This window comes from Nonomuraea longicatena, assembly GCF_039525605.1.
GTDB classification, from domain to species: Bacteria; Actinomycetota; Actinomycetes; order Streptosporangiales; family Streptosporangiaceae; genus Nonomuraea; species Nonomuraea longicatena.
Window position 1 is genome coordinate 156,699 of record NZ_BAAAHQ010000046.1, and the last position, 23,758, is coordinate 180,456.

The following is a 23,758-nucleotide window of genomic DNA, read 5'->3' on the forward strand; positions in this document are numbered from 1 at the left end:
ACCACCGGGCCGCCACCGTTCTCCTGCCAGAGCGACCGGAGGTTGGTCAGGCGGACGCCAGCACTGGTCGCCGACGTCCTGTGCAGCCCTGGTCCCGCGCCCGCCAACTACACGGGAACGGGCTCACTGACTTCGTCCGGATCATCCGCGAACCCGGGCACCCACCGGATCGCCTCGTCACGGAAGCGAGCGGTCGTGCCCAACTGGCAGAGGACCCCCACCCCCGCCGCATGCACCCGATGGATCAGCACATAGCTGACCGGCAGGTTGAGCTGCCGGATCACGTTCGTGGGCCGCAGATCGGTGACACTGGCCGCCTGTGCCTGAAGCCACTCCCGGCTGAAGGTGAATTCCTCGACCGCCGTCGGCTCTATGTACGGCGCGAGGAACGCCCGCAACGCGTCGGCGTCGACGTCGAAGTGGTCCCTGATGAACCCCTCCGCTCGCAGCCCCGCGATGACGGTGTCCATGTCGCCGTGGTTGAAGATCCGAGTGAGCTGGCCGAAGACCGCCGGATATCCGTCGGGCATCCGGTTGACCGCACCGAAGTCCAGGACACCGAGTCGCCCGTCGGCGAGCATGCGGAAGTTGCCCGGATGGGGGTCGGCATGCAGCATCCCGACCCTGGCCGGAGACGAGAACAGGAACCGTACGAACAGCAGTCCGGCCCGATCACGCTGCTCCTGCGTGCCATCGGTGATCACGCGGGACAGCGGTGTGCCGTCCATCCACTCGGTGACGAGCACCATCTCGTTGGCGGCGATGACATCCGGTACGCAGAAGTCGGGGTCGTTCTTGAACTCCAAGGCGAAGGCGTGTTGAGCCTCCGCCTCACGGAAGTAGTCGAGCTCCTCGGCGATGCGCTCGCGCAGTTCGGTCAGCACGGCCTTGATGTCGAGGCCGGGCAACAGCACCCCGAACAGCTTGCTCAATCGTGCCAGTTGCGTGAAGTCTCCGAGCAGCGCCTTGCCCGCACCCGGATACTGGATCTTCACGGCCACTTCGCGCCCGTCGTGCCAGACCGCCCGGTGAACCTGCCCGATGGACGCCGCCGCCGTCGGCCGGTCGTCGAACGAGACGAAGTTCTCCCGCCAGTCGTCCCCGAGTTGCTCGGCGAGCACCTTGTGGACCGTCGCTACCGGTAGCGGGGGAGCGGCGTCCTGGAGCTTCGTGAGCGTGGCCCGGTACGGCCCGACGATCTCGGGCGGCAGCGCCGCCTCGAAGATCGACAGCGCCTGCCCGAGCTTCATGGCCCCGCCCTTGAGCTCGCCGAGGACCTTGAAGATCTGCTCGGCCGTGCGCTGCTGGATCTCCTGGGTCACGATCTCGGCCGACTTGCCGCCGATGCGCTTGCCCAGTCCCAGTGCGGTACGGCCGGCGAAGCTCAGCGGGAGCGTGGCCAGTTTGGCCGTACGTGTGACCGCGCGGCGTGGAAGATCGCTCACTCTGTTGCGCGGCGTCTCAGTGAGGCGCCACTTCCCCCTTTCGTGGTCGACTCGGTGCCGGCTGGACGTGGTCTTGCCACCGTGACCATTCTTAGCGAAGTTGCAAAGTTCCGTATACAACGACATTGGGAGTGGATCGTCCAAGTCCTACGTTTCCTCTGCCAATCAGGCAAAATATCGATTGTGCCGTTGGTCACAACGCAGGCGCGTCCGTCCAGGTAGGCGAGGGCGTGGGCGGCGGCCTCCGCCGCGACGAGCGCCGCCAGCGTCGTGTCGCAGGCGATCTCGCCCGCCGGGAACCCGCCCAGCCTCGCCGTCACGATAGGCCATCCGGGATCGCGGTCGCGCCGGGTGAGATCGAGGCAGTGGAGACACGCGGTTACCCCCGGTTCCACGAGCGGTCCCACGGACCCGTGCCCCTCGAACGCGGCCACCAGCAGATGCGGGATCCCGAGCGCGGTCAACTCATTGACCAGCACCCCGTCCAGAGGCCCGACCGGTGCGAGAATCACCAGGTCAGGTCGGTCCGTGCGATCCCCGAGGTACGGGCCACCCGCCCTGACCCGCACGAACGGCTCAGGAGCCTCAGAATCCTCGGCCGCCGACCGGCCGGGCTCGCGGCCACCCCCGGAGTTCGCTCCCGGTCGCGACCGAGCCTGCTGCGGCACGCCCCTGCCACGGCCTCCCGCCCTGGCAAGACGACGTGCTTCGGCTCCGGTTCCCGCCCTGGCCTCACCACGTGCTTCGGCTCCGGCTCCGGTTCCCGCCCTGGCCTCACCGCGTGCTTCGGCTCCGGCTTCCGCCGTGGGCCGTCCCTGCTTTCCCGCTTCGTCTTCTGCCCTGGGCCCGCTATGCCTTCCGGCTTCGCCTTCTGGCCTCGGCCTACCTTGCCTTCCATCTTGGCCTTCTGGCCTGGGTCCGTGGTGTCTTCCGTCTTGGCCTTCTGGCCTGGGCACGCCACGACTCTCGTCTTCGGCCACTGGGCCCGCTTCGCTACGTGACCCGTATCCGCCTTTTGGTGTGGCTTCACGGCCTGGTGCGGCTTCACTGCGCGTTTCGCCTCCGGCCCCTGAGCTGGGACCGCCACGCCGCCTGTCTCCGTCACCTGGCCCATCAGGTCTCCTGCCCCCCGCGTTCGCTGTTCCCGGGACCTTCGGAATCGATCCGCTCGGCCGTGGCGGTGGAGCGGCGCTCGGAGTCTGAGTCGCCAAGAATTCGGGCGAGGCGGCGCCCTGGGACAACGAATCGGGCGAGTAGGTGCTGGGTGTGGGGGTTGCGCATGGCTCTGTGACTGGTGGTGGAGTGATGCGGGCGGTTGTCGAGGTGTGGGTGGTGTTGGACCGTTTTGGAACGTTCCTTGGCGTGCTCGTGGAGGCAGGAGGGGAAACTGAGGTGTCTGCGGGGTGTGATGGGAGCCCGCAGGGGGTTGATGCAGCGGCTTCTGAGGGCGTTCCCGCCGTGTGATCTGAGGATGCCCCCGCTGTGTGCGGCGAGGCTGAGGTCGAATGGCCCATCGCTTTGGGTGACTCTGCTTGGGTTGAATGGTTTGTCGGTACGAGTGAATCTGTTGAGGTTGAATAGCTCGTCGATACGGGTGGATCTGCTGGGGTTGACGGGCTCATTGGTGCGGGTGGGTCTGTTGGGGTTGACGGGCTCGTTGGTGCGGGCGACCCTGGCGTGCGACCCGGCCGAACCCGGGTGGGAGTTTCGCGCACAGCGGAAGGCGAGGCGGGGGCCGAACCGGGTGGGACCGGAGTGCCGACAGGTGAGATCGGGTCGCGTGGGGGCGAGGCCGGCGCAACCGGAGGCAGGGCTGAGGCGGCAGTTCGCGGGGTGGCGGATGAAGTCTGGGCAGCGGCGGGTGAGGAGCAGGCAGGTTGGGCCTGCGCTGTGTTGGGCGCTGACGACGAGGGCGACGCCGATGGTGCGAAGGGGACCGACGATCTGACGGGTGCCGGCGATGCGGAGGCCGTGGGTGGAGTAGGTGGTGCTGGAGCGAACAGACGGCTTGCGGCAGCGGCGGCGGCCTCCTCTCGTGGGAGGCCGATCTCGGACCAGGTGAGGCCACCGGGCACCAGATCCTCGGGTCGGGTCCGACCGGGGTCGATGACGCGGATGTCGCCGATCCCGGCCGATGCGAGAAGGTTGACGAGCTGGGCGCCGACGCGGCCCGCGCCGTAGACGCGTACGCGGGCGCCGCGCCTGCGGCCAAGGGTGGTGAGTGCGTTGACGGGGGTGTCACGGGCCAGGTCGAGAGCGTCCAGATCGGGGCGCAGGCGATCGAGGTCGGCCAGCGCGAGCCCCTGGAGGGCTGTCGGCGGCAGCGCGGCGTCTTCGAGGATGCCCTGCGCCATCAGGGCGTCGAGGACCGAGCGGGCACCCGACTCGTCGAGGCCGGCGGCCTGCGCATGGGCGAACACCTGGGCCAGATCGAGGGTGCCGTCGAGGCTTTCGATCCATTTGTGGACTGCTGGAGTCAGGTCGGTGAGCATGACGGCTCGCCTCGGGTGTACGCCGAACTGGAGGGTGCGCTCGTCTCGGAGGATGCGGCGCAGGGCGGGTTTCACACGGGGCCTCATGCCGGGCAACGTTTCCACGATCGAGGTGGGTCACGGGTGGGATTCACGTGGCCTGTGGATAACTCTCCGTCACTTGGCGACCCTGTGGAGAACCCCGACTCGGCGGTGATCCCGGAGAAGGCTCTGACGAAGGTGGTACGCGAAGATCAAGGGCGGTGTGCCAGGAAGGCGGTGCGCGAAGAGCGAGGACCGGGTGCCAGGAGTGAAGAAGTGAACCTCGCCAAGGCACGTGGAACGCGGCATGGGCAAAGTAGAGGGCACCATCGGGGGGAAGCCGCCTATGGCCGAGCGATGCGCCGACGTGCAGCAGGCCGTCGCCTGGCGCCTGGGCGGCAATACGGGCGAGGGGAGCCAGGAGTCACGCCATGCAGTGAAGCAAGCTGTGCAGTCAGGCGACACGTGTCGGTAGCGACGCGCGCCAAGTGTGACGCGCGCCAAGTGTGACGCGCGCTGAGGGTGAGACGTGCCAAGAGTGACATGTGCTGAGGGCGAGACGCGCGAGAAGCGCGGGGCGAGGTCGCTGGAACGGCGTGTGGAGAAAGGCCATCGCGGCAATGACCGCGGAATCAGCCGAGCAATCCATGCCCGAAGTCAGCCCGGCACATGACCTGTCGTAGATCTTGCTGAATGGCTGTGAAACGACCGGCGAGATCGTGGAATGCGGTTCAACGGAAGCGACGCGAACGAATCCAAGCCGACCATCTGGACGAACAGCTCCACAGATCAAGAAGTGTCTCCCGGCCCGATTGAAGATGAAGCGGGGAAGTGCGAGCACCGGAGAAGGCCGGCCGCGGACGCGGCGACGCCGTACACGCGAGTGCCTGTCACGCGGCTGGCCGCAGCAGGCAGGAGGCAGGTGGCCCGACGCCGGTAAACAGTCACTTATCACCTCAGAAAACGATCTAAAGCCCACAAGCCCCACACCCACCGCATGCACTCCGCGCCCCTCGCGCCGCCCGCGATCCGCCGTCTCTCGGAACGCTCCCGGACCCCGTCGGCCCCCGCCGGGAAACACCGGTGCCCAAATTCATCGCCACTTAATCACCTGACCAGCCAAAACAGCCCTCACCCCCTGTGGAATTCGCCCCGTGTCGGCTAACGTGCATATGTGCCCCCCGAGACAGTCGAGGTCCGTCGAAGTTCTCGTCGCCGGCGTACGGTCTCCGCATACCGCGACGGCGACAAGACGATCGTGCTCCTGCCCGCTTGGTTGAGCGGCGAAGACGCCGAGGAATGGGTGAGCCGCATGCTCGACCGGCTGGCGGCCAAGGAGCGGCGGCGAAGGCCCACGGACGAGGGCCTGATGGCACGGGCGAAGGAACTGTCGGCGAAGTACCTGGACGGCAAGGCCAGGCCGGCGAGCGTCCGCTGGGTGGACAACCAGCAGCACCGCTGGGGCTCCTGCACCCCGGAGACTGAGACGATCAGGATCTCCACCCGGCTCAAGGGCCTGCCGGAATGGGTTATCGACTACGTCATCATCCACGAACTCGTGCATTTGCTGGTGCCGAGTCACGGCCCCGGGTTCTGGGCATTGGTCGAGCAGTATCCCAAGGCGGAGCGGGCGCGCGGGTTCCTGGAAGGATTCTCGGCGGCCGCCCATACGGCACCGGAGGAATGTTGACGCGAGTCGCGGCGGTGGTGGCACGGCGCAGCATGGCGCAGGCAGCACCGGAAGGCATCGATCCCGGCGAGTTCCTGACGGCGATCGCCGAGGACACCTACGAGATGCTCGCGGGCCTGGAACTGGTCACGCCGGTGCTGGTGACGAGCGTGCCGGAGCTGGAGGAGATCGTCTGGCCCGGCACCGAGGTCGTCCTGATCGACGAGGGCGAATCCATCAGAGACATCCTCGCCCGCCTGACCGGCGACCAGGCCGTCGTCGTCAACGCGGACGCCCCCGACCTGCCGCCGCTGCTCATCGGCAAGCTGTTCAGGGAACTCGGCCGCGCCCGGATCACCCTGTGTCCCTGTGAGTACGGCGGCGCCGTGGCGCTGGCCTGCGACCTCCCCCTCCCGGACTGGGCCGACCCGGACCTCGACTGCGACGACCCGGTCTCCCACCTCCGCGCCCAGGCCCCCGGCCGCCGCATGGTGGCCGCAACCCCCGGCTGGCACCGCCTGCGCACCCCTGCGGACATCCAGCGCCTCGACCCGGGCCTAGAGGGCTGGGACAACACCCGCATCCTCCTGAGCAAGGAATGACGACCAGAGCAGGCGACGACGGCTGGGCAAAGGTGACGGTCGGGCAAAGATGCCCACTGAGCAGGAGACGACGATTGACCGAAGGCCGGCTGCGGCGACTGATCATGGGATGACCGTTGAGCAGGGAACGACGACCGAGCAAGAAGTGACGAGGCCGCCCAGCCGCTACCCGGTAGACACCAGGATCGCCCGCCCCCGCCGAGCCAGCCGCCGCGTGGCCTCGTCCGACAGCGATGGTATCCCGTCGACCGGAAACCATCGCAGATCCAGCGACTCATCGCTGATGACCGCCTCGGCCCCCGCAGGCGCCACAGCCGCGTACTCGACGTCCAGATGCCACGAATGCGGCGGATGACACCACACCTCGTGCCGATCGAGCGCCAACGGCCCCGGCAGCAGCCGCAACCCGGAGATCCCGGACTCCTCCGTGGCCTCACGCAGGGCCACGGCGGCGAGCGTCGCGTCCCCGGTCTCGCAGTGGCCACCCATCGGCAGCCACATCCCGGCCTTCGGATGCAACGTCAGCAGCACCTGTGAGCCGTCGTGCGAGAGCACGGCGGTGGTCGCGGTCAGATGGCCGGGCACACACTCCCGGTACATCGCGTCCGCGTGCGTCTCCAGGTGGGTGAGGAACTCCTTGCGCAGCTGCTCCTCGTCGTCGGTCGGTGCCGTCCAGCCGGACAGTACGGCGACCGCGTCGGAGTGCAGCGTCACTCGGGGTCCTTGCCCGGCTCGTCAAGCTTGGAGATGTCCCAGGCGGACTCGCCCTTGACGAACGCCTCGGGGTCGTCGAGGTCCTCGGCCCTGGGCATCAGGTCGGGGTGCCCCCAGACGGCGTCGCGTCCGTCGAGGCCGCGGTCGGCCTCCAGCGCGCGCCACAGCGCCGCCGCCTCGCGCAGCCTGCGCGGCCGTAGTTCGAGCCCGACGAGGGTGCCGAACGTCAGCTCCGCCGGACCACCGGAGGCCCGCCTACGCCGTACGGTCTCCGCAAGCGCCCCCGCGGAGGGCAGCTTGCCGTCGGCCGCAGCGTCGACCACGGTCGCCACCCAGCCCTCGACCAGCGCGAGCATGGTCTCAAGCCGGGCGAGCGCCGCCTTCTGCCGCTCGGTCTCCTCGGGCTTGAGCAGCCCGCCGCCGCTGAGCGCCTCCTGGATGGCCTGGGGGTTGCCGAGGTCGAGCCCTCGGATCTGCTCCTCCAGCGCGGAGGTGTCGACCGTGATGCCCTTGGCGTACTCCTCGACGGCGCCGAGCAGGTGCGAGCGCAGCCACGGCACGTGCTGGAACAGCCGGTGGTGGGCAGCCTCGCGCAGCGCGAGGTACAGCCTGATCTCGTCGGCGGGCAGTTCGAGGCCGTCGCTGAAGGAGGCGACACCGCCGGGCAGCAGCGCGGCCGTGTCGGACAGCGGCAGGCCGATGTCGGTGGTGCCGACCACCTCGCGGGCCAGCGAACCGAGCGCCTGCCCGATCTGCTGGCCGACCATCATGCCGCCCATCTGGCGCATCATGCCGAGCAGCGGCCCGGCCATCTGCTGGGCCTCTGCGGGCAGGCCGGGGCCGCTGAGGGTGCCGCTCATGGTCTCGACCATCTGGGCCGCGATGGGCTCGCACAGCTTGCGCCACACCGGGACGGTGTTCTCGATCCATTCGGACCGGCTCCAGGCCTGCGGGCTCGACACGCCGCTCGGCAGTTCCGTGGCCTCGTTGAGCCACAGGTCGGCCAGACTCAGGGCGTCTGTGATCTGACGGCGTTCACCCTCCATGACCGAAGGGTCACCGTCTGCGACCACCGCGTGACGCGCGATGTTTTTCGCCATGTCCCAGTTGACGGGGCCGGAGCCCTGCGGCGCCGACAGCATGTCGGCGAACTGGCGCATCGCCTGAGCCATTTGCTCAGGGTTGCCGAACATGGCGAACGGGTTCTCGTTGGGGTCGTTTTCGCGACCTGGCAGGTCAGTCACCGCTCTACCTCGTGCAGGATGGAGGAGTCCACATCCGCCACGTTAGCCGTCCTACGGCGGATCAGTGCAAAGTGAGGACCTGGTGCCTACCTCGAAACGCCCGCGCCAACCGGTCGTCGCCGTCACCGGCGCGGCCTCCGGCCTCGGCCGCGAGTTGCTCGCGAGACTCGCGCACTCAGCGGATTTCCGCAGGGTGGTGGCCATCGACGACCAGCGCGGCGATGTTCAGGACGTCACGTGGAGAGTCATCGACGTCCGCGATCCGCTCTTGGCGAACCGGATCTCCGACATCGACGTCCTGGTGCACCTGGCCGGTGACTACGCGGTCGACTCCGACCCCGGTGAACGCCGCGCCTACAACCTGCGCGCCGCCCAGACGGTGCTCACGGCGAGCGCGGCCGCGAGGGTCCGCCGTGTGGTGTTGGTCACCAGCGCCATGGTGTACGGCGCCGCCGCCGACAACCCGGTGCCGCTGCCGGAGGACGGCGCGGTCGCCGCGGAGCCGGACACCGGCGTCGTCGGCGACTACCTGGAGATCGAGGCGCTGGTCCGCAGGGCCATCCGCAGCAACACCGGCCTGGAGGTCACGGTGGTGCGCCCGGCGGCGGTCGTCGGGCCCGGCGTCGACACGGTGATCACCCGCCACTTCGAGTCGCCCCGGCTGCTCACGGTGAAGGGCTGCACGCCGCGCTGGCAGTTCTGCCACACCGACGACCTGGTCTCCGCGCTGGAGCTGGCCGCCAGGGGCGTGGTCACCGGGGTGGTGGCCGTCGGCAGCGACGGCTGGCTCGAACAGGAGCAGGTCGAGGAACTGTCCGGCATAAGGCGTTTCGAGCTGCCGGCCGGGCTGACGTTCGGCACCGCGCAGCGGCTGCACCGGCTCGGCATCACGCCGGCGCCCGCCACCGACCTGCACTACGTGGTCTACCCGTGGGTGGTCGACTGCGCGGCGCTGCGCGAGGCGGGCTGGAAGCCCGCGTGGACCAACGAGGCCGCGCTGGAGCAGATGCTGGAGCTGCGTGAGAACCGCACCACGGTGGTCGGCAGGCGGCTGCCGGTCAAGGAGGCGACGCTCACGGCGGCCGGCGCCACGGTCGCGGTCATCGGTACCGCCGCGATCGTCCGTCAGGTGCGCAAGAAGCGCCGCCTGTAGGCTGATTGCGTGGACGTCATCCGGTTGCTTGCCATTCGCGACACGCCGTTGTCGGTCGACGAGGTGATGGCCTCGGTGGGTGACCGTGCCGCAGGCGGCACGGCCGTGTTCGTCGGCACCGTGCGCGAGCAGGATCACGGCAAGCAGGTGGCGCGCCTGTCGTATTCCGCGCACCCTTCGGCGCTCGACGAGCTCAGGAGGGTGGCGGAGAAGGTCGCCACCGACTTCCCCGTCACGGCGCTCGCGGCGGTCCACCGTACGGGCGACCTCGAACTCGGCGACGTCGCGGTGATCGTCGCGGTCGCCTGCCCGCACCGGGGCGAGGCGTTCGCGGCCTCGCGCAGGCTCATCGACGACCTCAAGGCAGAGGTTCCGATCTGGAAACATCAGCTCTTCGCCGACGGGTCGGCGGAGTGGGTCGGCGCCTGCGAATAAGCTCTGTCCATGTCACGACGTGCCCTGACCCTGCTGGTCGCGGGATTCCTGGTGCTCGCCCTCGGCGTCACGGGGGCTCTGATGCAGGTCCCGTACGTCGTGCTCAGCCCCGGCCCCACCGAGAACACGATCGGTGACGTCGACAAGAAGCCGGTCATCGCCATCACCGGCCGCCAGACCTATCCGACGCAGGGCGCGCTCAATCTGGTCACGGTCGCCTACCAGGGCGGGCCGAGCAGCCGCATCGACCTCATGACCGCGCTGCGCGGGTGGCTCGACCCGTCCACCGCCGTCGTCCCCGAGGAGACGATCTTCCCCAAGACCCGCACCGCGGAGGAGGTCGAGGAGGAGAACACCGTCGAGATGGTGAACTCCCAGGACAACGCGACCGCGGCGGCGCTGTCCGAGCTCAAGATCCCCTACCGCAGCGTGGTGTCGGTCGTCTCGGTGGAGAAGGGCAAGCCCGCCGACGGCAAGATGCAGAAGGACGACGAGATCGACGCCGTCGACGGCAAGCCCGTCACGGACGTCGACATGGTCTCCGAGGCCGTCAGGGCGCACAAGCCGGGCGACGACGTCACCTTCACGATCACCAGGGGCACGCAGAAGCAGGACATCAGGCTCACGACCACCAAGAGCCCGGAGGGCAGGACCATGGTCGGGGTGAAGATGCAGGCCAAGTACAAGTTCCCGTTCAAGGTCGACATCAGCGTCGGCGACGTCGGCGGCCCGAGCGCGGGGCTGATGTTCTCGCTCGGCATCGTCGACAAGCTCACGCCGGGGCCCCTCACCGGCGGCAAGGCCATCGCGGGCAGCGGCACCATCACCCCCGAGGGGCAGGTCGGCGCCATCGGCGGCATCGCGCAGAAGATGGTCGGCGCGAAGCAGGCGGGCGCGACGGTGTTCCTCACCCCCGCGGACAACTGCGACGAGGCCCTGCAAGCCGCTCCGGAGGGGTTGCGGCTGGTCAAGGCGGATACGCTGCACGGCAGCATCCAGGCGCTCGACGCCCTCCGCTCGGGCAAGGGCGAGATCCCGGCCTGTACGGCCGGCTGAAACTTCTCGGCTTCGCCATGCGTTAGCCGTACGTCTGGCCGACCGGTGTAGGTTGCCAGGACGACCGTTTGTTCACCTCGACGAGGGGCTGGCCTTGAGCTTCCGGACCCCAGGACGCGGCAGGGAGATGCGCTTGCCCCGCCGGCCGCGGCTGCTGCTTCCCGTCGCGATCGCCCTCGTGGCGATCGTGGCGCTTTTCTTCCTGTTCGCCGGGATCTACACGGACTACTTGTGGTTCGACTCGGTCGACTACACCCAGGTCTTCTCCGGGGTGATGCTGACCCAGATCCTCCTGTTCGCAGTCGGCGCCCTGCTGATGGTCGCCGTGGTCGGCGGCAATATGCTCCTGGCCTTCAGGGTGCGGCCGATGTTCGGGCCGGCCACGTTCGGCAGCGGCAGCGGTGCCGACCGCTACCGCATGGCGCTCGACCCCCACCGCAAGCTGATCTTCATCATCGGTATGGCGGTCCTCGCGCTGTTCGCGGGCTCGTCGGTGTCGGGTCAGTGGAAGACGTGGCTCCAGTTCGTCAACGGCGTGCCGACCGGCAAACGCGACGCGCTGTTCGACATGGACATCTCGTTCTTCATGTTCGACTACCCGTTCATCAGGATGCTGCTGAACTTCCTGTTCACAGCCGTGATCATCTCGATCATCCTGGCGGCGGTCACCCACTACCTGTACGGCGGCTTCCGCCTGCAGTCGCCGGGCGTGCACGCCTCGCGCGCCGCCCGCTCCCACCTGTCGGTGCTGCTGGGCCTGTTCGTGCTGCTCAAGGCCGTCGCCTACTGGATCGACCGCTACGGGCTGGTCTTCTCCACGCAGGGCAAGGTCTTCGGCGCGTCCTATACCGACGTCAACGCGGTCATGCCCGCCAAGACCATCCTCGCGATCATCGCCCTCATCTGCGCGCTGCTGTTCTTCGCCGGCGTCGTACGGCCCGGCGGCATGCTGCCCGGGGTCTCGTTCGGCCTGCTCGTGCTGTCGGCGGTGCTCATCGGCAGCGTCTACCCGGCGCTCGTCGAGCAGTTCCAGGTGAAGCCCAACCAGCAGGCCAAGGAACGCGAGTTCATCTCCCGCAACATCGAGGCGACCAGAGACGCGTACAAGGTCGGCGACCAAGACGTCAAGATCACGCAGTACACCCCGACCACGACGGCGAGCAAGGAGGTCCTCAACCAGGAGGCCAACTCCATCCCGGGCCTGCGCCTGCTCGACCCGACGATCCTGTCGCCGACGTTCCAGCAGCTCCAGCAGATCAAGGGCTACTACCAGTTCGCCGAGCAGCTCGACATCGACCGCTACAAGGCCGCCGACGGCAAGCTCCGCGACACCGTGGTCTCGGTGCGCGACATCGGCCTGCCGCCCGAGGCCGAGCGCAACTGGATCAACAGTCACCTCGTCTACACGCACGGCTTCGGCTTCGTCGCCGCGCCGGGCAACCAGGTGGGCACCGGCGGCCTGCCGGTCTTCAGCGAGAAGAACATCCCGCCGACCGGCGACCTCGCGGGCGAATTCGAGCCCCGGGTGTACTTCGGCGAGAACTCCCCCGACTACTCCATCGTCGGCGGCCCGAAGCCCGGCCCCGGCCAGGGCATCGAGCTCGACTACCCCGACGACCAGGCGGGCGGCAGCGGCCAGAAGAACAACACCTACTCCGGCACCGGCGGCGTGCCCGTCGGCGGCTTCTTCACCAAGCTGCTCTACGCCGCCAAGTACGGTGAGACCAACTTCCTGCTCTCCTCCGACGTCAACGAGAACTCGCGCATCCTGTACGAGCGCAAGCCGCTGGAGCGGGTCTCGAAGGTGGCGCCGTTCCTGACGCTGGACAAGGACCCCTACCCCGCGATCGTCAAGGGCCGGATCGTCTGGATCGTCGACGGCTACACCACCTCCGACCACTACCCGTACTCCCAGCGCAGGAGCCTCGGCGACCTGACGACCGACGTGCAGACCCAGCGACTGGTCGCCAACCAGCCGCAGCCCGCTCCGACGGACGTCATCAACTACATGCGCAACTCGGTCAAGGCCACCGTTGACGCCTACGACGGCACCGTGACCCTCTACGCGTGGGACGACGCCGACCCGGTGCTCAAGACGTGGCAGAACGCCTTCGGCACCGTCGTCAAGCCGAAGAGCGAGATCGCCCCCGAACTGCGTGACCACCTGCGCTACCCGGCCGACATGTTCAAGGCCCAGCGCGAGATCCTCACGCAGTACCACGTCACCAACCCCGACGCGTTCTTCGGCGGCCAGGACTTCTGGAAGGTCCCGCAGGACCCGGCCACCCAGAAGCTCAAGCAGCCGCCGTACTACGTGACGATGAAGATGCCCGGCGGCACCGAGCGGTTCTCGCTGACGACCACGTTCGTGCCGTTCAACCGGCAGAACATGGCGGCCTTCATGGCCGTGGACGCGGGCGCCGATCCGGCGCAGGCCAAGCTGGAGATCCTGCAGTTGCCGAGCGCGACCACGGTCCAGGGGCCACCGCAGGCGCAGAACACCTTCCTGTCGAATCCGAAGGTGTCCGCCGAGCTGAACGTGCTCCGTACGGGTAACGCGCTCGACGTGATCTACGGCAACCTGCTGACGCTGCCGTTCGGCGGCGGCCTGCTGTACATCGAACCGGTCTACGTGCAGCCCAAGGCCGAGACGTCGGGCCGCTATCCGACGCTCAACAAGGTCATGGTGCTGTTCGGCGACAAGGTCGGTTTCGGCGACACGCTGGAGCAGGCGCTGCAGCAGGTCTTCGGCGTGGCACCGGCGAAGACCGGCGAGACCCCGCCGCAGACCGAGGCCAAACCGGCGGCCAGCACCGCGCTGACGGCGGCGATCTCGGCCGTCGAGCAGGCATACAAGGAGGGTCAGGACGCGCTGAAGGCATCGCCGCCCGACTGGGTCAAGTACGGCGAGGCCCAGAAGCGGCTGGAGGACGCCATGGCGAAGCTCCGCGCGGCCGGAGCGGAGGAGCCCAAGGCGGCGGCCACACCCGCGCCCACGGCGACCGCGACGGCCAGTCCGTCGGCACCCGCCACCGCACCGCCCACGGCACCACCGCCGGCGACACCGTCGGCCTCTCCGTCGAGCGGCTAGCGGACCTGATTTGCGCGCCACCTCCGGCGTCGATAGGCTGTAAGCACATCGACGCGGGGTGGAGCAGTTCGGTAGCTCGCTGGGCTCATAACCCAGAGGTCGCAGGTTCAAATCCTGTCCCCGCTACCAGTGAGAAGGCCCGGTCTCTCAGAGACCGGGCCTTCTGCCTTTTCCGCCAGTTCCCTGCCGATAAGGACATCCACCCATGACCTCTTCGTCCGAGACCGTCGTCGCGCCGCAGTCGGGACGCGCCGTCCCCGTGCCGCGCGGCAGCCTGGTCCAGGTCGTCGATCTGGAAGGACACCAGGTCGGTGACATGTGGGCGATCGACCGGGCCGATCCCTCCCGCTGGCTGTCGACCGCCCACACCCGCGACCGCACGGAGCGCCTGTTCCCCAAGACCGGAACCGCCTTCACCGACCAGGTCGGCGCGCCGATCCTGCGGCTGGTCGCCGACACCTCGCCGGGCATGCACGACATGCTCTACCCGCCGTGCAACAGCCCGCTGTACGAGTCCGCGGGCCTGTTCGACCACCCCAACTGCCACGACAACTTCCTGACGGCGGTGTCGGAGGCGGGGCTGACGCTGCCGGTGGTCCCCGACCCGGTCAACCTCTTCCAGAACTCCAACCCGGGTCCTGACGGCAGCCTCGACGTCGGCGTCGCCGCCTCCGAGGCAGGCGACTCCATCACTTTCGAGGCGCTGCGCGATCTGTGGTTCGTGCTCACCTCGTGCTCGGTCGACAACTGGCCCACCAACGACCACCGGTGCACGCCATTGGCGATCCGGGTCACCGCTCCCGGGGCCTGACTGTTCGGGTTCGCCTGCCGAGATCATCCCGAACCTGGATGATCAGCTTCATGGGTGCATTGTGGCGGGCTGCGCTGGCGGGAGCCGTGATCGGCGTCGCAGAGTTCCTCCTGTTCCTGTACGCCCCGGGCGGCGACCTCGCCCGCGCGACCACCATGGTCGTCGCGCTCCCGGTGCTCGGACCGCTGGCCTGCCGAGCGGCCGGGCTGCCGCGCTGGCCGCTGGCCGGGCTCGCGGGCGCCGCAGTCATGCTGGGCTTCGCGGTCGTCATGCTCAGGGCGGTCTCCCTGTCCGAACTCGCCGACCTCGGCGCCTGGCCCGCCGGGGCGTCCATGGCGGCGATCGGCGCCACTGCCTTCCTGGCCGGAGCCGGGCTGGTCGTGCCGTGGAACGCGGTCATGCGCGTGGCCGTGGTCGGCGTGGTCGTGGTGGCCTACGCCGGGGTGTGGACGGTCCGCGACACGATCGACCGGGCCGCGCGGGTGCAGCGGCTGGCCGACTCGGGGGTGCCGCTGCTCGCGCCGTCCCTGCAGGCGTACCGGCTGGTGGGGGTGGACGAGCAGGCGGCGCCGTGGCTCGCGCTCGACTACCGGCACTGGAGCGACGGTTCCGCGATCGCGGTGTACGTCGGACCGGCCTCGGTGACGGCCGAGCAGGCATGCGCGAGCCCGCTGCCGAAGTGGCGGGCCGCCGGAACCGCGCGCTGCCGCCAGGCGCCCGGTGGGGCATGGGTACGGCAGGACGGGCGGCTGCACACGGTCGTGGCCGTGCAAGGGGGCGCGTTGGTGCAGGTCGAGAGCGAGCGGGTGGGCGAGGCGGAGCTGCTGGCGATGCTGCCGACGTTCCGTCCGGTGACGGCGGAAGCACTGCTGCGGCGTTGAGTTGGCGTCAACCCCGAGTTACCGCTACTGTTTGAGACACACACCGACGCGGGGTGGAGCAGTTCGGTAGCTCGCTGGGCTCATAACCCAGAGGTCGCAGGTTCAAATCCTGTCCCCGCTACTATTGTGATGTCTCAGGACATCGGAAACCCTCGAACCTACGGGTTCGGGGGTTTCGTCTTGTTGGGGTTTGCCTGGGGTTGGTAGTCACGGGCCGGGTCGATGGTCAGCTCGCGCAGGAGTTCTCCGGTGATGGCGTCGGCGACGCGGACGTGCAGGTCGTCGACCAGGAGGATGACGTGGGTTCGGGCGTGGGTTCGCCCTATGCCGATGTGGTGCAGGCGGCCGTTCACGCGCAGGGTGACGACGCCTGTGGGGTCGATGCGGTCGTGGCGTACCCGGGCGTGGGTGTCGGCGTCGCGGCTACCGTCGGGCAGAGCTTTGGGTGAGGCGGTGTAGACGGCTGCCGGGGTGGCTCGGTGTGGCAGGGACCGGTGCGGGCGGTGGTGGTTGTAGGCGTCGACGAAGCGGTTCAGGAGCGTTTGAAGTTCGGCGAGGGTGGCCGGTTGGCGGGGCTGGGCGCGTAGCCAGTTCTTCATGGTCTGCTGGAAGCGCTCGACTTTGCCGCAGGTGGTGGGGTGGTTGGGGGTGGAGTTCTTCTGCCGCACGTGCAGGCGGCGTAGTTCGTGTTCGAAGGCGTTGCGGCCGCCGCGGCCGCCGGCCAGGCGGGTGGTGAAGACCATGCCGTTGTCGGTCAGTGTGGAGGCGGGGACGCCGTGGGCGGTGACGGCCTGGCGGAAGGTGTCGCGGACGATCGGTCCGGTGACGCGGGCGTGTGCGGTCACCGACAGGGCGTGGCGGGAGTGGTCGTCCAGCCAGGACAGGATCTCGGTGTCGGTGCCGTCGGCGAGGCGGTAGTGGGTGAAGTCGGCCTGCCAGGTTTCGTTCGGCTGCGCGGCCTGGAAGCGGATGTGGGACGAGCGGGGCCGCTTCTTCGGCTCGGGCGTCACCAGGCCGTGCCGCGTCAGGTAGCGGCTGATCGTGGCCCGCGACACCGTCCGCCCGTGGTGTTGCCGCAGGTGCCAGGCGATCGTGTCCGGGCCGGCGTCCAGCCCCTGCTCGGCGAGGTCCTTGCGGAGCCGGACGATCAGCTCGACGGTGTTGGCGTCGATCGCGTTCGGTGAGGTCTTCGGTCGTCGGGATCGGGGCTCGAACGCCGTCTCGCCCTCGGCCCGGTAGCGCGCGACGAGCTTGGACACCCAGCCCTTGGACACCCTGTAGGAGCGGGCGGCCTCTGCCTGGGACCGGCCCTCGACGACGACGGCGGTGATGACGACTCTGGCCTTGGACACACCGCCCAGGCTCGTGATCGCGGTGGTTGCCTATGTCCCGAGACACACTCTGTTGAAGTTTCCTATGTCTTGCGACATGGGTTTCCTATGTCCTGAACCAGCGCACTGTCCCCGCTACTATGAAAGGCCCCTGATCATCGATCAGGGGCCTTTGTCTTTGTGCGAATCATCCGCAACGAAACCATTGGCTAGTCTGGTTCTCATGACTGCCTTGGCTCCCGCTCGGGTTCAGCCCGATCTGTCGTTCCTGCTCGATCACACCAGCCATGTGCTGCGCACCCGCATGGCGGCGGCGCTGTCCGAGGTCGGGCTCACCCTGCGCATGCACTGCGTGCTCGTGCACGCCGTCGAAGGAGAGCGCACCCAGGCCCAGCTCGCCGAGATCGGCGACATGGACAAGACCACGATGGTGGCCACCGTCGACGCCCTGGAGAAGGCGGGCTACGCCGAGCGCCGTCAGTCGAGCGCCGACCGCAGGGCCCGCATCATCGCGGTCACCGAGAAGGGGGCCGAGGTCGCCAGCCGCAGCCAGGTCATCGTGGACCGGGTCCATGAGGAGGCGCTGGGAACGTTGGCCGCCGACGAGCGCGAGGTGCTGATCCACGCGCTGAATCGCCTGGTCACAGGGCATCTGCAGACTCCGGTCGAGGCGCCCACGCCGGTGCGGAGGGCCCGGCAGCAAAAATAGGTCCACAAAGGATCGTCTACAACAAAACTATCTGCTACGGTTTCTCTTGTTCGCAGGAACAGGAGAGAACAATGAAGCTTCCCCTTGCCGTGCTGTCCGTCGCCGGACTCATGACCGTCCTCGACGGCAGCATCGTCACCGTCGCCATGCCCGCCATGCAGCAGGACCTCGGCTTCACGCCCGCAGGTCTGAGCTGGACCGTCAACGCCTACCTGATCGCCTTCGGCGGCCTGTTGCTCCTCGCCGGACGTTTCGGCGACCTGATCGGCCGTAAGCGGATGTTCCTGGCCGGGAACATCGTCTTCACCCTCGCCTCACTGCTCGCCGGCTTCGCCACCAGCCCCGCCATGCTCATCGCCGCCCGGTTCCTCCAGGGAGTGGGCAGTGCCATGGCCTCCGCGGTACTGCTGGGCATCCTCGTGACGCTCTACACAGCACCCCGTGAACGCGCGAAGGCCATCGGCGTCTTCAGCTTCGCCGGCGCCGGCGGCGCCACGATCGGACAGGTGCTCGGCGGCGTGCTCACCGACCTGCTGAGCTGGCACTGGATCTTCTTCATCAACCTGCCCATCGGCCTGGCCGTCATCCTCCTCGGCGCCAAGGTGCTGCCCTCCGACCGGGGGCTCGGCCTGTCGGCGGGAGCCGATATCATCGGCGCCCTCCTCGTCACCTCCGGCCTCATGCTCGGCATCTACACCGTCGTCAAGATCGAGGAGCACGGCTGGCTGGCCGCCCACACCCTCGGCCTCGGCGCCCTGTCCGCCGCTCTGCTGGCCGCCTTCTTCATCCGCCAGGCGAAGGCCAGGAACCCGCTCATGCCGCTGCGTATCTTCCGCTCGCGCAACGTCGTCGGCGGCAACCTCGCGCAGATGCTCACCCTGTCCGCCATGTTCGCCTTCCAGATCATCGTCGCACTGTTCATGCAGAAGGTCCTCAACTACGGCGCCCTCGAAACCGGCCTCGCCCTCCTGCCCGCAGCCGTCACCATCGGCGCCGTCTCCCTGTTCGTCTCGGCCCGGCTCAACACCCGCTTCGGTGAGCGGCCCGTCCTCATCGCCGGACTCGTCCTGCTCCTCCTCGGGATGGGCTGGCTCACCCGGATCCCCGTCGAGGCCGTCTACCTGACCGACCTGCTCCCGGTGATGATCCTGATCGCGGGCGGCGGACTGGTGCTCCCGGCCCTCGCGGCGCTCAGCATGTCGGGCGCCAAGGCCGACGACGCCGGCCTCGCCTCCGGGGTGTTCAACACGACCCAGCAGGTCGGCATGGCCCTCGGTGTGGCACTGCTCACCACCCTGGCCGCCTCCCGCACCGACGGGCTCCTCGCCTCCGGCGCCACCGAGGCCGCAGCGCTGACCAGCGGCTACCACCTCGCCTTCATCGTCTCCGCCGGACTGCTCGCCGCCGCCCTCGCCGTCGCCGTCCTCGTCCTGCGCCAGCCCAAGCAGGCGCTGACCACCGAGGACGAGCCGCCCGTCCGGGTCCTCACCCACGTCTGACCGACGACATCGAAAGGGCCGCGCCTTCGGGCGCGGCCTTTCGGCATGTGACCGGAGTGTCTGATGCGGTGCCTGAGCGTCGCACGGCCACTACCGCCGTAACCTGGACCTTATGAGGGGGAAGCTGCGCATATATCTGGGCGCGGCCCCCGGCGTGGGCAAGACCTACGCGATGCTCGGCGAAGGAGGCAGAGCCCGCCTGCGCGGCAGGGACGTCGTCGTCGGGCTCGCCGAGACCTACGGTCGCGTCCGCACCGCAGAGATCCTCGACGGCCTCGAAGTGATCCCCCGCAGGGCCGTGGAGTACCGGGGCTGCTCGTTCACCGAACTCGACACCGACGCCGTCATCGCCCGCAAACCCGAACTCGCGCTCATCGACGAACTCGCCCACACCAACGTGCCCGGCTCGCGCAACACCAAGCGCTGGGAGGACATCGAGGAGATCCTCGACGCCGGGATCGACGTGGTCACCACGGTCAACATCCAGCACCTGGAGTCGGTCAACGACGTCGTGACCCAGATCACGGGGGTGCCGCAGCGGGAGACCGTACCGGATGAGGTGGTACGGCGGGCCGACCAGGTCGAACTCGTCGACATGTCACCCGAGGCCCTGCGCCGCCGCATGGCCCACGGCAACATCTACGCGCCCGAGAAGGTGGACGCGGCGCTGTCCAACTACTTCCGCGTCGGCAACCTGACCGCCCTGCGCGAACTCGCCCTGCTCTGGGTCGCCGGAAAGGTGGACGAGCAACTCGACCGCTACCGCGCCGAACACGGCATCGCCGGCACCTGGGAGGCCCGCGAACGCGTGGTCGTCGCCCTCACCGGCGGCGTCGAAGGCGACACGCTCGTGCGCCGCGCCGCCCGCATCGCCACCCGATCCAAGGGCGCCGACCTGCTCGCCGTCCACGTGACCAGATCGGACGGCCTGGCCGCCGCCGGCGACCCGGCCCACCTGGCCCGCCAGCGCACCCTGGTCGAGAGCCTCGGCGGCACCTACCACCAGGTCGTCGGCGACGACATCCCGAGAGCGCTGCTCGACTTCGCCAGAGGCGTCAACGCCACCCAGCTCGTCCTGGGCGCCTCACGGCGCGGCCGGTTCGCGCAGCTCCTGTCGCGCGGCGTCGGCGTCGAGACCACCGCGCTGTCCGGATCCATCGACGTCCACCTGGTGCCGCACGAGACCAGCGGGCGCGGGCGGCGCTCCACCCGTGGCAGAGCTGCTCTCACCCGCCGCCGCAGGATCGCCGGCTGGGCGCTCGCCCTCGCCGGAGCACCCCTGCTCGCCCTCGCGCTGCTGCCCGTCCGCGAAGCGCTCTCGCTGCCCAGCGAGATCCTCGCCTTCCTCCTGCTCGTCATCCTGGTCTCGCTCACCGGCGGCATGCTGCCCGCGCTGACCGCGGCCGTGTTCGGGTTCGCGCTCATCAACTGGTTCTTCACCCCGCCGCTGCACACCCTCACCGTCTCGGCACCGGAGAACCTGCTCGCCCTGGTCATCTTCGTGCTGGTCGCCGCCATGGTGAGCACCGTCGTCGACCTGGCTGCCCGCCGCAGCAGAGAGGCCTCGCGCGCCCAGGCCGACGCCGAGGTGCTGTCCACCCTCGCCGGGCACGTCCTGCGCGGCGACGCGGCTTTGCCGTCACTGCTGTCACGGCTGCGGGAGGTGTACTCGCTGACCTCGGTCAGCTTCCTCGAACGCGACGGGGACACCTGGCGGATCGTCGCCACAGCCGGAGGACCGCCCGCCACCACACCCGACGTGCTCGTGGACGACGACCTGGCCCTCGCCGTACAAGGGAAGCCCCTCGACGCGGCCGACCAGCGGGTGCTGGAGGCGTTCGCCGCAGAGGCCGCCGTGGCGCTGCGGCAGCAGCGCCTGAAAGAGGCCGCCTCCTCCAGCGCGGAACTCGCCGCGACCGACAAGATGCGCACCGCGCTGCTCGCCGCCGTCAGCCACGACCTGCGCACCCCGCTCGCCTCCGCGACCGCCGCCGTCGACTCGCTGCGCAGCACCGAGATCGACTGGACGCCGGAGGACCGCGCCGAACTTCTCGACACCGCCCACGAATCCCTCATCAAACTCGGCAGACTGGTCTCGAACCTGCTCGACATGAGCCGCCTGCAGGCCGGGGTACTCGGCGTCACGCTCGAACCCGTCGCGGCGGCGGAGATCGTGCCCCGCGCCCTCGACGAACTCGGACCTGCTCAGGCCCGCGTCACCACCGACATTCCCGACGACCTGCCCGACCTCATGGCCGACCCGCCGCTGCTCGAACGGGTGCTGGTCAACCTCATGAGCAACGGCGTCCGCTACAGCCCCGTACGCGTCACCGCGAGCTGGCACGGCGAGCAGGTCGAGATCCGGGTCGTGGACCAAGGGCCCGGCATACCCGTCGAATCGGTCGATCGGGTGTTCCTCCCCTTCCAGCGACTCGGCGACCGGTCCACCCACAAGGGCGTCGGACTGGGTCTCGCGCTCGCGCGCGGGCTGACCGAGGCCATGGGCGGCACGCTCGTACCCGAGGAGACCCCAGGAGGAGGAGTCACGATGACCGTCTCACTGCGGAAGGCCACATGACCCGGATCCTCGTCGTCGACGACGAACCCCAGATCCTGCGCGCCCTGCGCATCAACCTGGCGGCCAGGCACTACGAAGTAGCCGTTGCGACCGACGGCACCACCGCGCTGCGCCAGGCCGCCGACTGGCACCCCGACCTGGTGATCCTCGACCTCGGCCTGCCCGACCTCGACGGTGTGGACGTCATCCACGGCCTGCGCGGCTGGACCAGAGTGCCGATCATCGTCCTCAGCGGCCGCGCGGACGGCCGCGACAAGGTGGACGCCCTCGACGCGGGCGCGGACGACTACATGACCAAGCCGTTCGGCATCGACGAACTGCTCGCCCGGGTGCGGGCCGTGACGCGGCGCGCGGCCGTACCCAGCGAGGAACCCGCGCGTGTGCGGGTGGGGGAGTACGAGATCGACCTCGCCAGGAAGACCGTCTCAGGAGGGGTACGGCTGACACCGACCGAGTGGCACATCCTTGAGATCCTGCTGAGGAACCCCGGCAAACTGGTCAGCCAGCGACAACTCCTCACGGAGGTGTGGGGCCAGTCCTACCAGAAGGAGACGCACTACCTGCGCCAGTACCTCGCCCAGTTGAGGCGCAAACTGGAGGCGGACCCGGCACGTCCGGTCCACCTGCTCACCGAACCGGGGATGGGCTACCGCTTTCAGCCCTGATCCTCCTGCTCGTCCTGCTCCTCGAAGTACGAGCGGGGCTCTGAGAGCGGGTCCGCATGGGCGTCGGTCTCGCGGTGGTCCTCTTCGCGCATCCAGGTCACGATGCTGCGGTCGGCCTCGTCGTCGATCTCGTCGATGCGGTGCCGGATCGGCAGCTTGTCCTGGTACATGGCGATCGTCGATTCCTGAACGTCGTCGCCCAGGTCTCGGCTGATCTCGTACGGTTGCTCGCTCATCGCATCATCACTGTGGCCCTCTGCACCGCCCAGCCCGCCAGCAGCAGGCCGAAGGCCGCCTGTGCGAGTCGCATCCACGGGGCGGAGGTGTCGGCTACATAGATCACCACGCCCAGCCACATCAGGCCGAATCCGCCCACCAGGACAATTGCTGCCCAGTTCAACCCCCGCTGCCACATACGCGCAGTCTTACAGCCGATGTCCCAAGTCTGGGTATGAAGCGGGTCTGAAGTGCCCTACTTGTAGGGAGAGCCCCTGGCTCGCTGCGGGTCCTCCCCGTTCGCGGCATTACGGAGTAGTGGACCTCGTGGCAGGTCAGCGAGCCAGGGGACGACCGGTTCCGACACAACGGCGCAGGCGCATCCCACGCGGCCGGGATGACGGCTTCTCCTCCAGGCAGGCCAGCAGGGCTTCGGCCGTACGGGCGTCGGAGAGGATGCGCTGGACGATCTCCCCGTCCTGGGGGAGTTGGCCGTGCTCGGCGAGTTCGTGGCGGACGAAGGCGAGTGGGTCGGGCGCGTCCACCGCATCGGCCGCGACGGTGGCGCGGGCGGCGGTGAGCAATCGCAGATAGAGGGTGCGCAGCTGGGCCTCGCGCAGCCGTGCGTGCTCAAGGTCGTCGATGAGTGTTCGAGCGATCCTGAGCAGGTCATCGGCGCGGGTGGCCTCATCGGACACGTAGGCGCGGATGTCGTCGAACTCCGAGCGCGTCATTGCGAACCCTCCGGCGGTGCAGTCTGCCCGTGTGTACTTCCTACCGGCCCACGATTGCGGAAGACTTGCCGTCCGCTTGCCGGCCTCGCCGCGGTCCCAGGTTTGGGCTCAGGTAAGGAGGGAAGTACTACGGGGATACCTGACTTCGGCATGAGCAGCGTCGAAGTCCTGCTACAGTTGATCGAGCAGGGCAGCCCGCAGGGATCGCCCAGCAGAACCCACCACTTACACGGCTGGTCTGGCTCGTCCAGATGGCCTGGTAAGTTATGGGTGGTCATCGCGAAAGTGTCAATTTGACACCGGATAAGATGACTGAAAGAATTAAGACATAACGAAAGACGAAATGAACGCCGAGTACGCGTCCGTTTCTTGAGAACTCAACAGTGTGTTAAAAGCCAGTGCATGAAACATC

Annotated in this window: 20 protein-coding genes and 2 tRNA genes; 14 read left to right on the forward strand and 8 right to left on the reverse strand. The window is 68.6% G+C overall.

Features of this window, described 5'->3' with window-relative positions; translation table 11 throughout:
• Positions 1-107 precede the first annotated feature (107 nt).
• Complete coding sequence (locus tag ABD120_RS34735; RefSeq protein ID WP_343954558.1) at positions 108-1,445, reverse strand: ABC1 kinase family protein; 1,338 nt, start codon at positions 1,443-1,445, stop codon at positions 108-110.
• On the reverse strand, positions 1,442-4,024 hold the full coding sequence (locus ABD120_RS39925) for a ThiF family adenylyltransferase (protein ID WP_425564084.1): 2,583 nt from the start codon (positions 4,022-4,024) through the stop codon (positions 1,442-1,444). The genes ABD120_RS34735 and ABD120_RS39925 overlap by 4 nt, the downstream gene beginning before the upstream one ends.
• A gap of 1,108 nt (positions 4,025-5,132) precedes the next feature.
• Between ABD120_RS39925 and ABD120_RS34740 the strand changes: the two genes are divergently transcribed.
• Entirely contained in the window at positions 5,133-5,648 is a 516-nt protein-coding gene (locus tag ABD120_RS34740) for a M48 metallopeptidase family protein (protein WP_343954559.1), read from the forward strand.
• Positions 5,642-6,229, forward strand: a complete 588-nt coding sequence (locus ABD120_RS34745; RefSeq protein WP_343954560.1) for a hypothetical protein — start codon at positions 5,642-5,644, stop codon at positions 6,227-6,229. Before ABD120_RS34740 ends, ABD120_RS34745 begins: the two co-directional genes overlap by 7 nt.
• Positions 6,230-6,394: 165 nt before the next feature.
• Here ABD120_RS34745 and ABD120_RS34750 read toward each other — a convergent pair whose 3' ends face one another.
• Together ABD120_RS34750 and ABD120_RS34755 are read right to left on the reverse strand one after the other, a co-directional pair.
• Complete coding sequence (locus ABD120_RS34750; protein WP_343954561.1) at positions 6,395-6,943, reverse strand: NUDIX hydrolase; 549 nt, start codon at positions 6,941-6,943, stop codon at positions 6,395-6,397.
• Positions 6,940-8,136 (reverse strand): zinc-dependent metalloprotease, encoded by a 1,197-nt coding sequence (locus ABD120_RS34755; protein WP_343954581.1) that lies wholly within the window; start codon positions 8,134-8,136, stop codon positions 6,940-6,942. Before ABD120_RS34755 ends, ABD120_RS34750 begins: the two co-directional genes overlap by 4 nt.
• Before the next feature lie 130 nt (positions 8,137-8,266).
• On the opposite strand from ABD120_RS34755, the gene ABD120_RS34760 reads away from it, so the two are divergent.
• From ABD120_RS34760 to ABD120_RS34795, 8 genes are all read left to right on the forward strand, one after another.
• A complete protein-coding gene (locus ABD120_RS34760; RefSeq protein WP_343954582.1) occupies positions 8,267-9,340 on the forward strand; it encodes an NAD-dependent epimerase/dehydratase family protein in 1,074 nt (357 codons plus the stop codon).
• 9 nt (positions 9,341-9,349) lie between these two features.
• Complete coding sequence (locus tag ABD120_RS34765) at positions 9,350-9,775, forward strand: molybdenum cofactor biosynthesis protein MoaE (RefSeq protein ID WP_343954562.1); 426 nt, start codon at positions 9,350-9,352, stop codon at positions 9,773-9,775.
• Between the two features lie 9 nt (positions 9,776-9,784).
• Complete coding sequence (locus tag ABD120_RS34770) at positions 9,785-10,831, forward strand: YlbL family protein (protein ID WP_343954564.1); 1,047 nt, start codon at positions 9,785-9,787, stop codon at positions 10,829-10,831.
• Between the two features lie 127 nt (positions 10,832-10,958).
• Complete coding sequence (locus ABD120_RS34775; protein WP_343954565.1) at positions 10,959-13,922, forward strand: UPF0182 family membrane protein; 2,964 nt, start codon at positions 10,959-10,961, stop codon at positions 13,920-13,922.
• A 52-nt stretch (positions 13,923-13,974) separates the two neighbouring features.
• Positions 13,975-14,051: transfer RNA gene (locus tag ABD120_RS34780), tRNA-Met, on the forward strand.
• Positions 14,052-14,127: 76 nt separating this feature from the next.
• The gene (locus ABD120_RS34785) at positions 14,128-14,733 is read left to right on the forward strand and encodes a DUF1989 domain-containing protein (RefSeq protein WP_343954566.1); all 606 of its coding nucleotides are present in this window, start codon (positions 14,128-14,130) and stop codon (positions 14,731-14,733) included.
• Between the two features lie 50 nt (positions 14,734-14,783).
• Positions 14,784-15,614, forward strand: coding sequence for a hypothetical protein (locus ABD120_RS34790; protein ID WP_343954567.1), 831 nt, complete (start codon positions 14,784-14,786; stop codon positions 15,612-15,614).
• A 47-nt stretch (positions 15,615-15,661) separates the two neighbouring features.
• Positions 15,662-15,735, forward strand: a tRNA-Met gene (locus ABD120_RS34795).
• A 37-nt stretch (positions 15,736-15,772) separates the two neighbouring features.
• On the opposite strand, the gene ABD120_RS34800 is transcribed toward ABD120_RS34795, so the two are convergent.
• Positions 15,773-16,966 (reverse strand): IS481 family transposase, encoded by a 1,194-nt coding sequence (locus tag ABD120_RS34800; protein ID WP_343954568.1) that lies wholly within the window; start codon positions 16,964-16,966, stop codon positions 15,773-15,775.
• A gap of 202 nt (positions 16,967-17,168) precedes the next feature.
• Here ABD120_RS34800 and ABD120_RS34805 point away from each other — a divergent pair, with 202 nt between their 5' ends.
• The 4 genes from ABD120_RS34805 (at position 17,169) to ABD120_RS34820 (ending at position 22,396) form a co-directional block, all read left to right on the forward strand.
• Positions 17,169-17,654, forward strand: a complete 486-nt coding sequence (locus ABD120_RS34805; protein WP_343954569.1) for a MarR family winged helix-turn-helix transcriptional regulator — start codon at positions 17,169-17,171, stop codon at positions 17,652-17,654.
• Between the two features lie 71 nt (positions 17,655-17,725).
• Positions 17,726-19,153 carry an MFS transporter gene (locus ABD120_RS34810; protein ID WP_343954570.1) on the forward strand — a complete coding sequence of 476 codons (1,428 nt, stop codon included), beginning with the start codon at positions 17,726-17,728 and terminating at the stop codon, positions 19,151-19,153.
• A 112-nt stretch (positions 19,154-19,265) separates the two neighbouring features.
• A complete protein-coding gene (locus ABD120_RS34815) occupies positions 19,266-21,731 on the forward strand; it encodes a DUF4118 domain-containing protein (RefSeq protein WP_343954571.1) in 2,466 nt (821 codons plus the stop codon).
• Positions 21,728-22,396: a response regulator gene (locus tag ABD120_RS34820; protein WP_343954572.1), complete on the forward strand. Its 669-nt coding sequence runs from the start codon at positions 21,728-21,730 to the stop codon at positions 22,394-22,396. Before ABD120_RS34815 ends, ABD120_RS34820 begins: the two co-directional genes overlap by 4 nt.
• Here the strand turns inward: ABD120_RS34820 and ABD120_RS34825 are convergent.
• From ABD120_RS34825 to ABD120_RS34835, 3 genes are all read right to left on the reverse strand, one after another.
• Complete coding sequence (locus ABD120_RS34825) at positions 22,387-22,632, reverse strand: hypothetical protein (protein ID WP_343954573.1); 246 nt, start codon at positions 22,630-22,632, stop codon at positions 22,387-22,389. The two genes, ABD120_RS34820 and ABD120_RS34825, sit on opposite strands and share 10 nt — an antisense overlap.
• Positions 22,629-22,796: a hypothetical protein gene (locus tag ABD120_RS34830; RefSeq protein WP_343954574.1), complete on the reverse strand. Its 168-nt coding sequence runs from the start codon at positions 22,794-22,796 to the stop codon at positions 22,629-22,631. Before ABD120_RS34830 ends, ABD120_RS34825 begins: the two co-directional genes overlap by 4 nt.
• 151 nt (positions 22,797-22,947) lie before the next feature.
• Complete coding sequence (locus ABD120_RS34835; protein ID WP_343954575.1) at positions 22,948-23,346, reverse strand: hypothetical protein; 399 nt, start codon at positions 23,344-23,346, stop codon at positions 22,948-22,950.
• Positions 23,347-23,758: the final 412 nt, after the last annotated feature.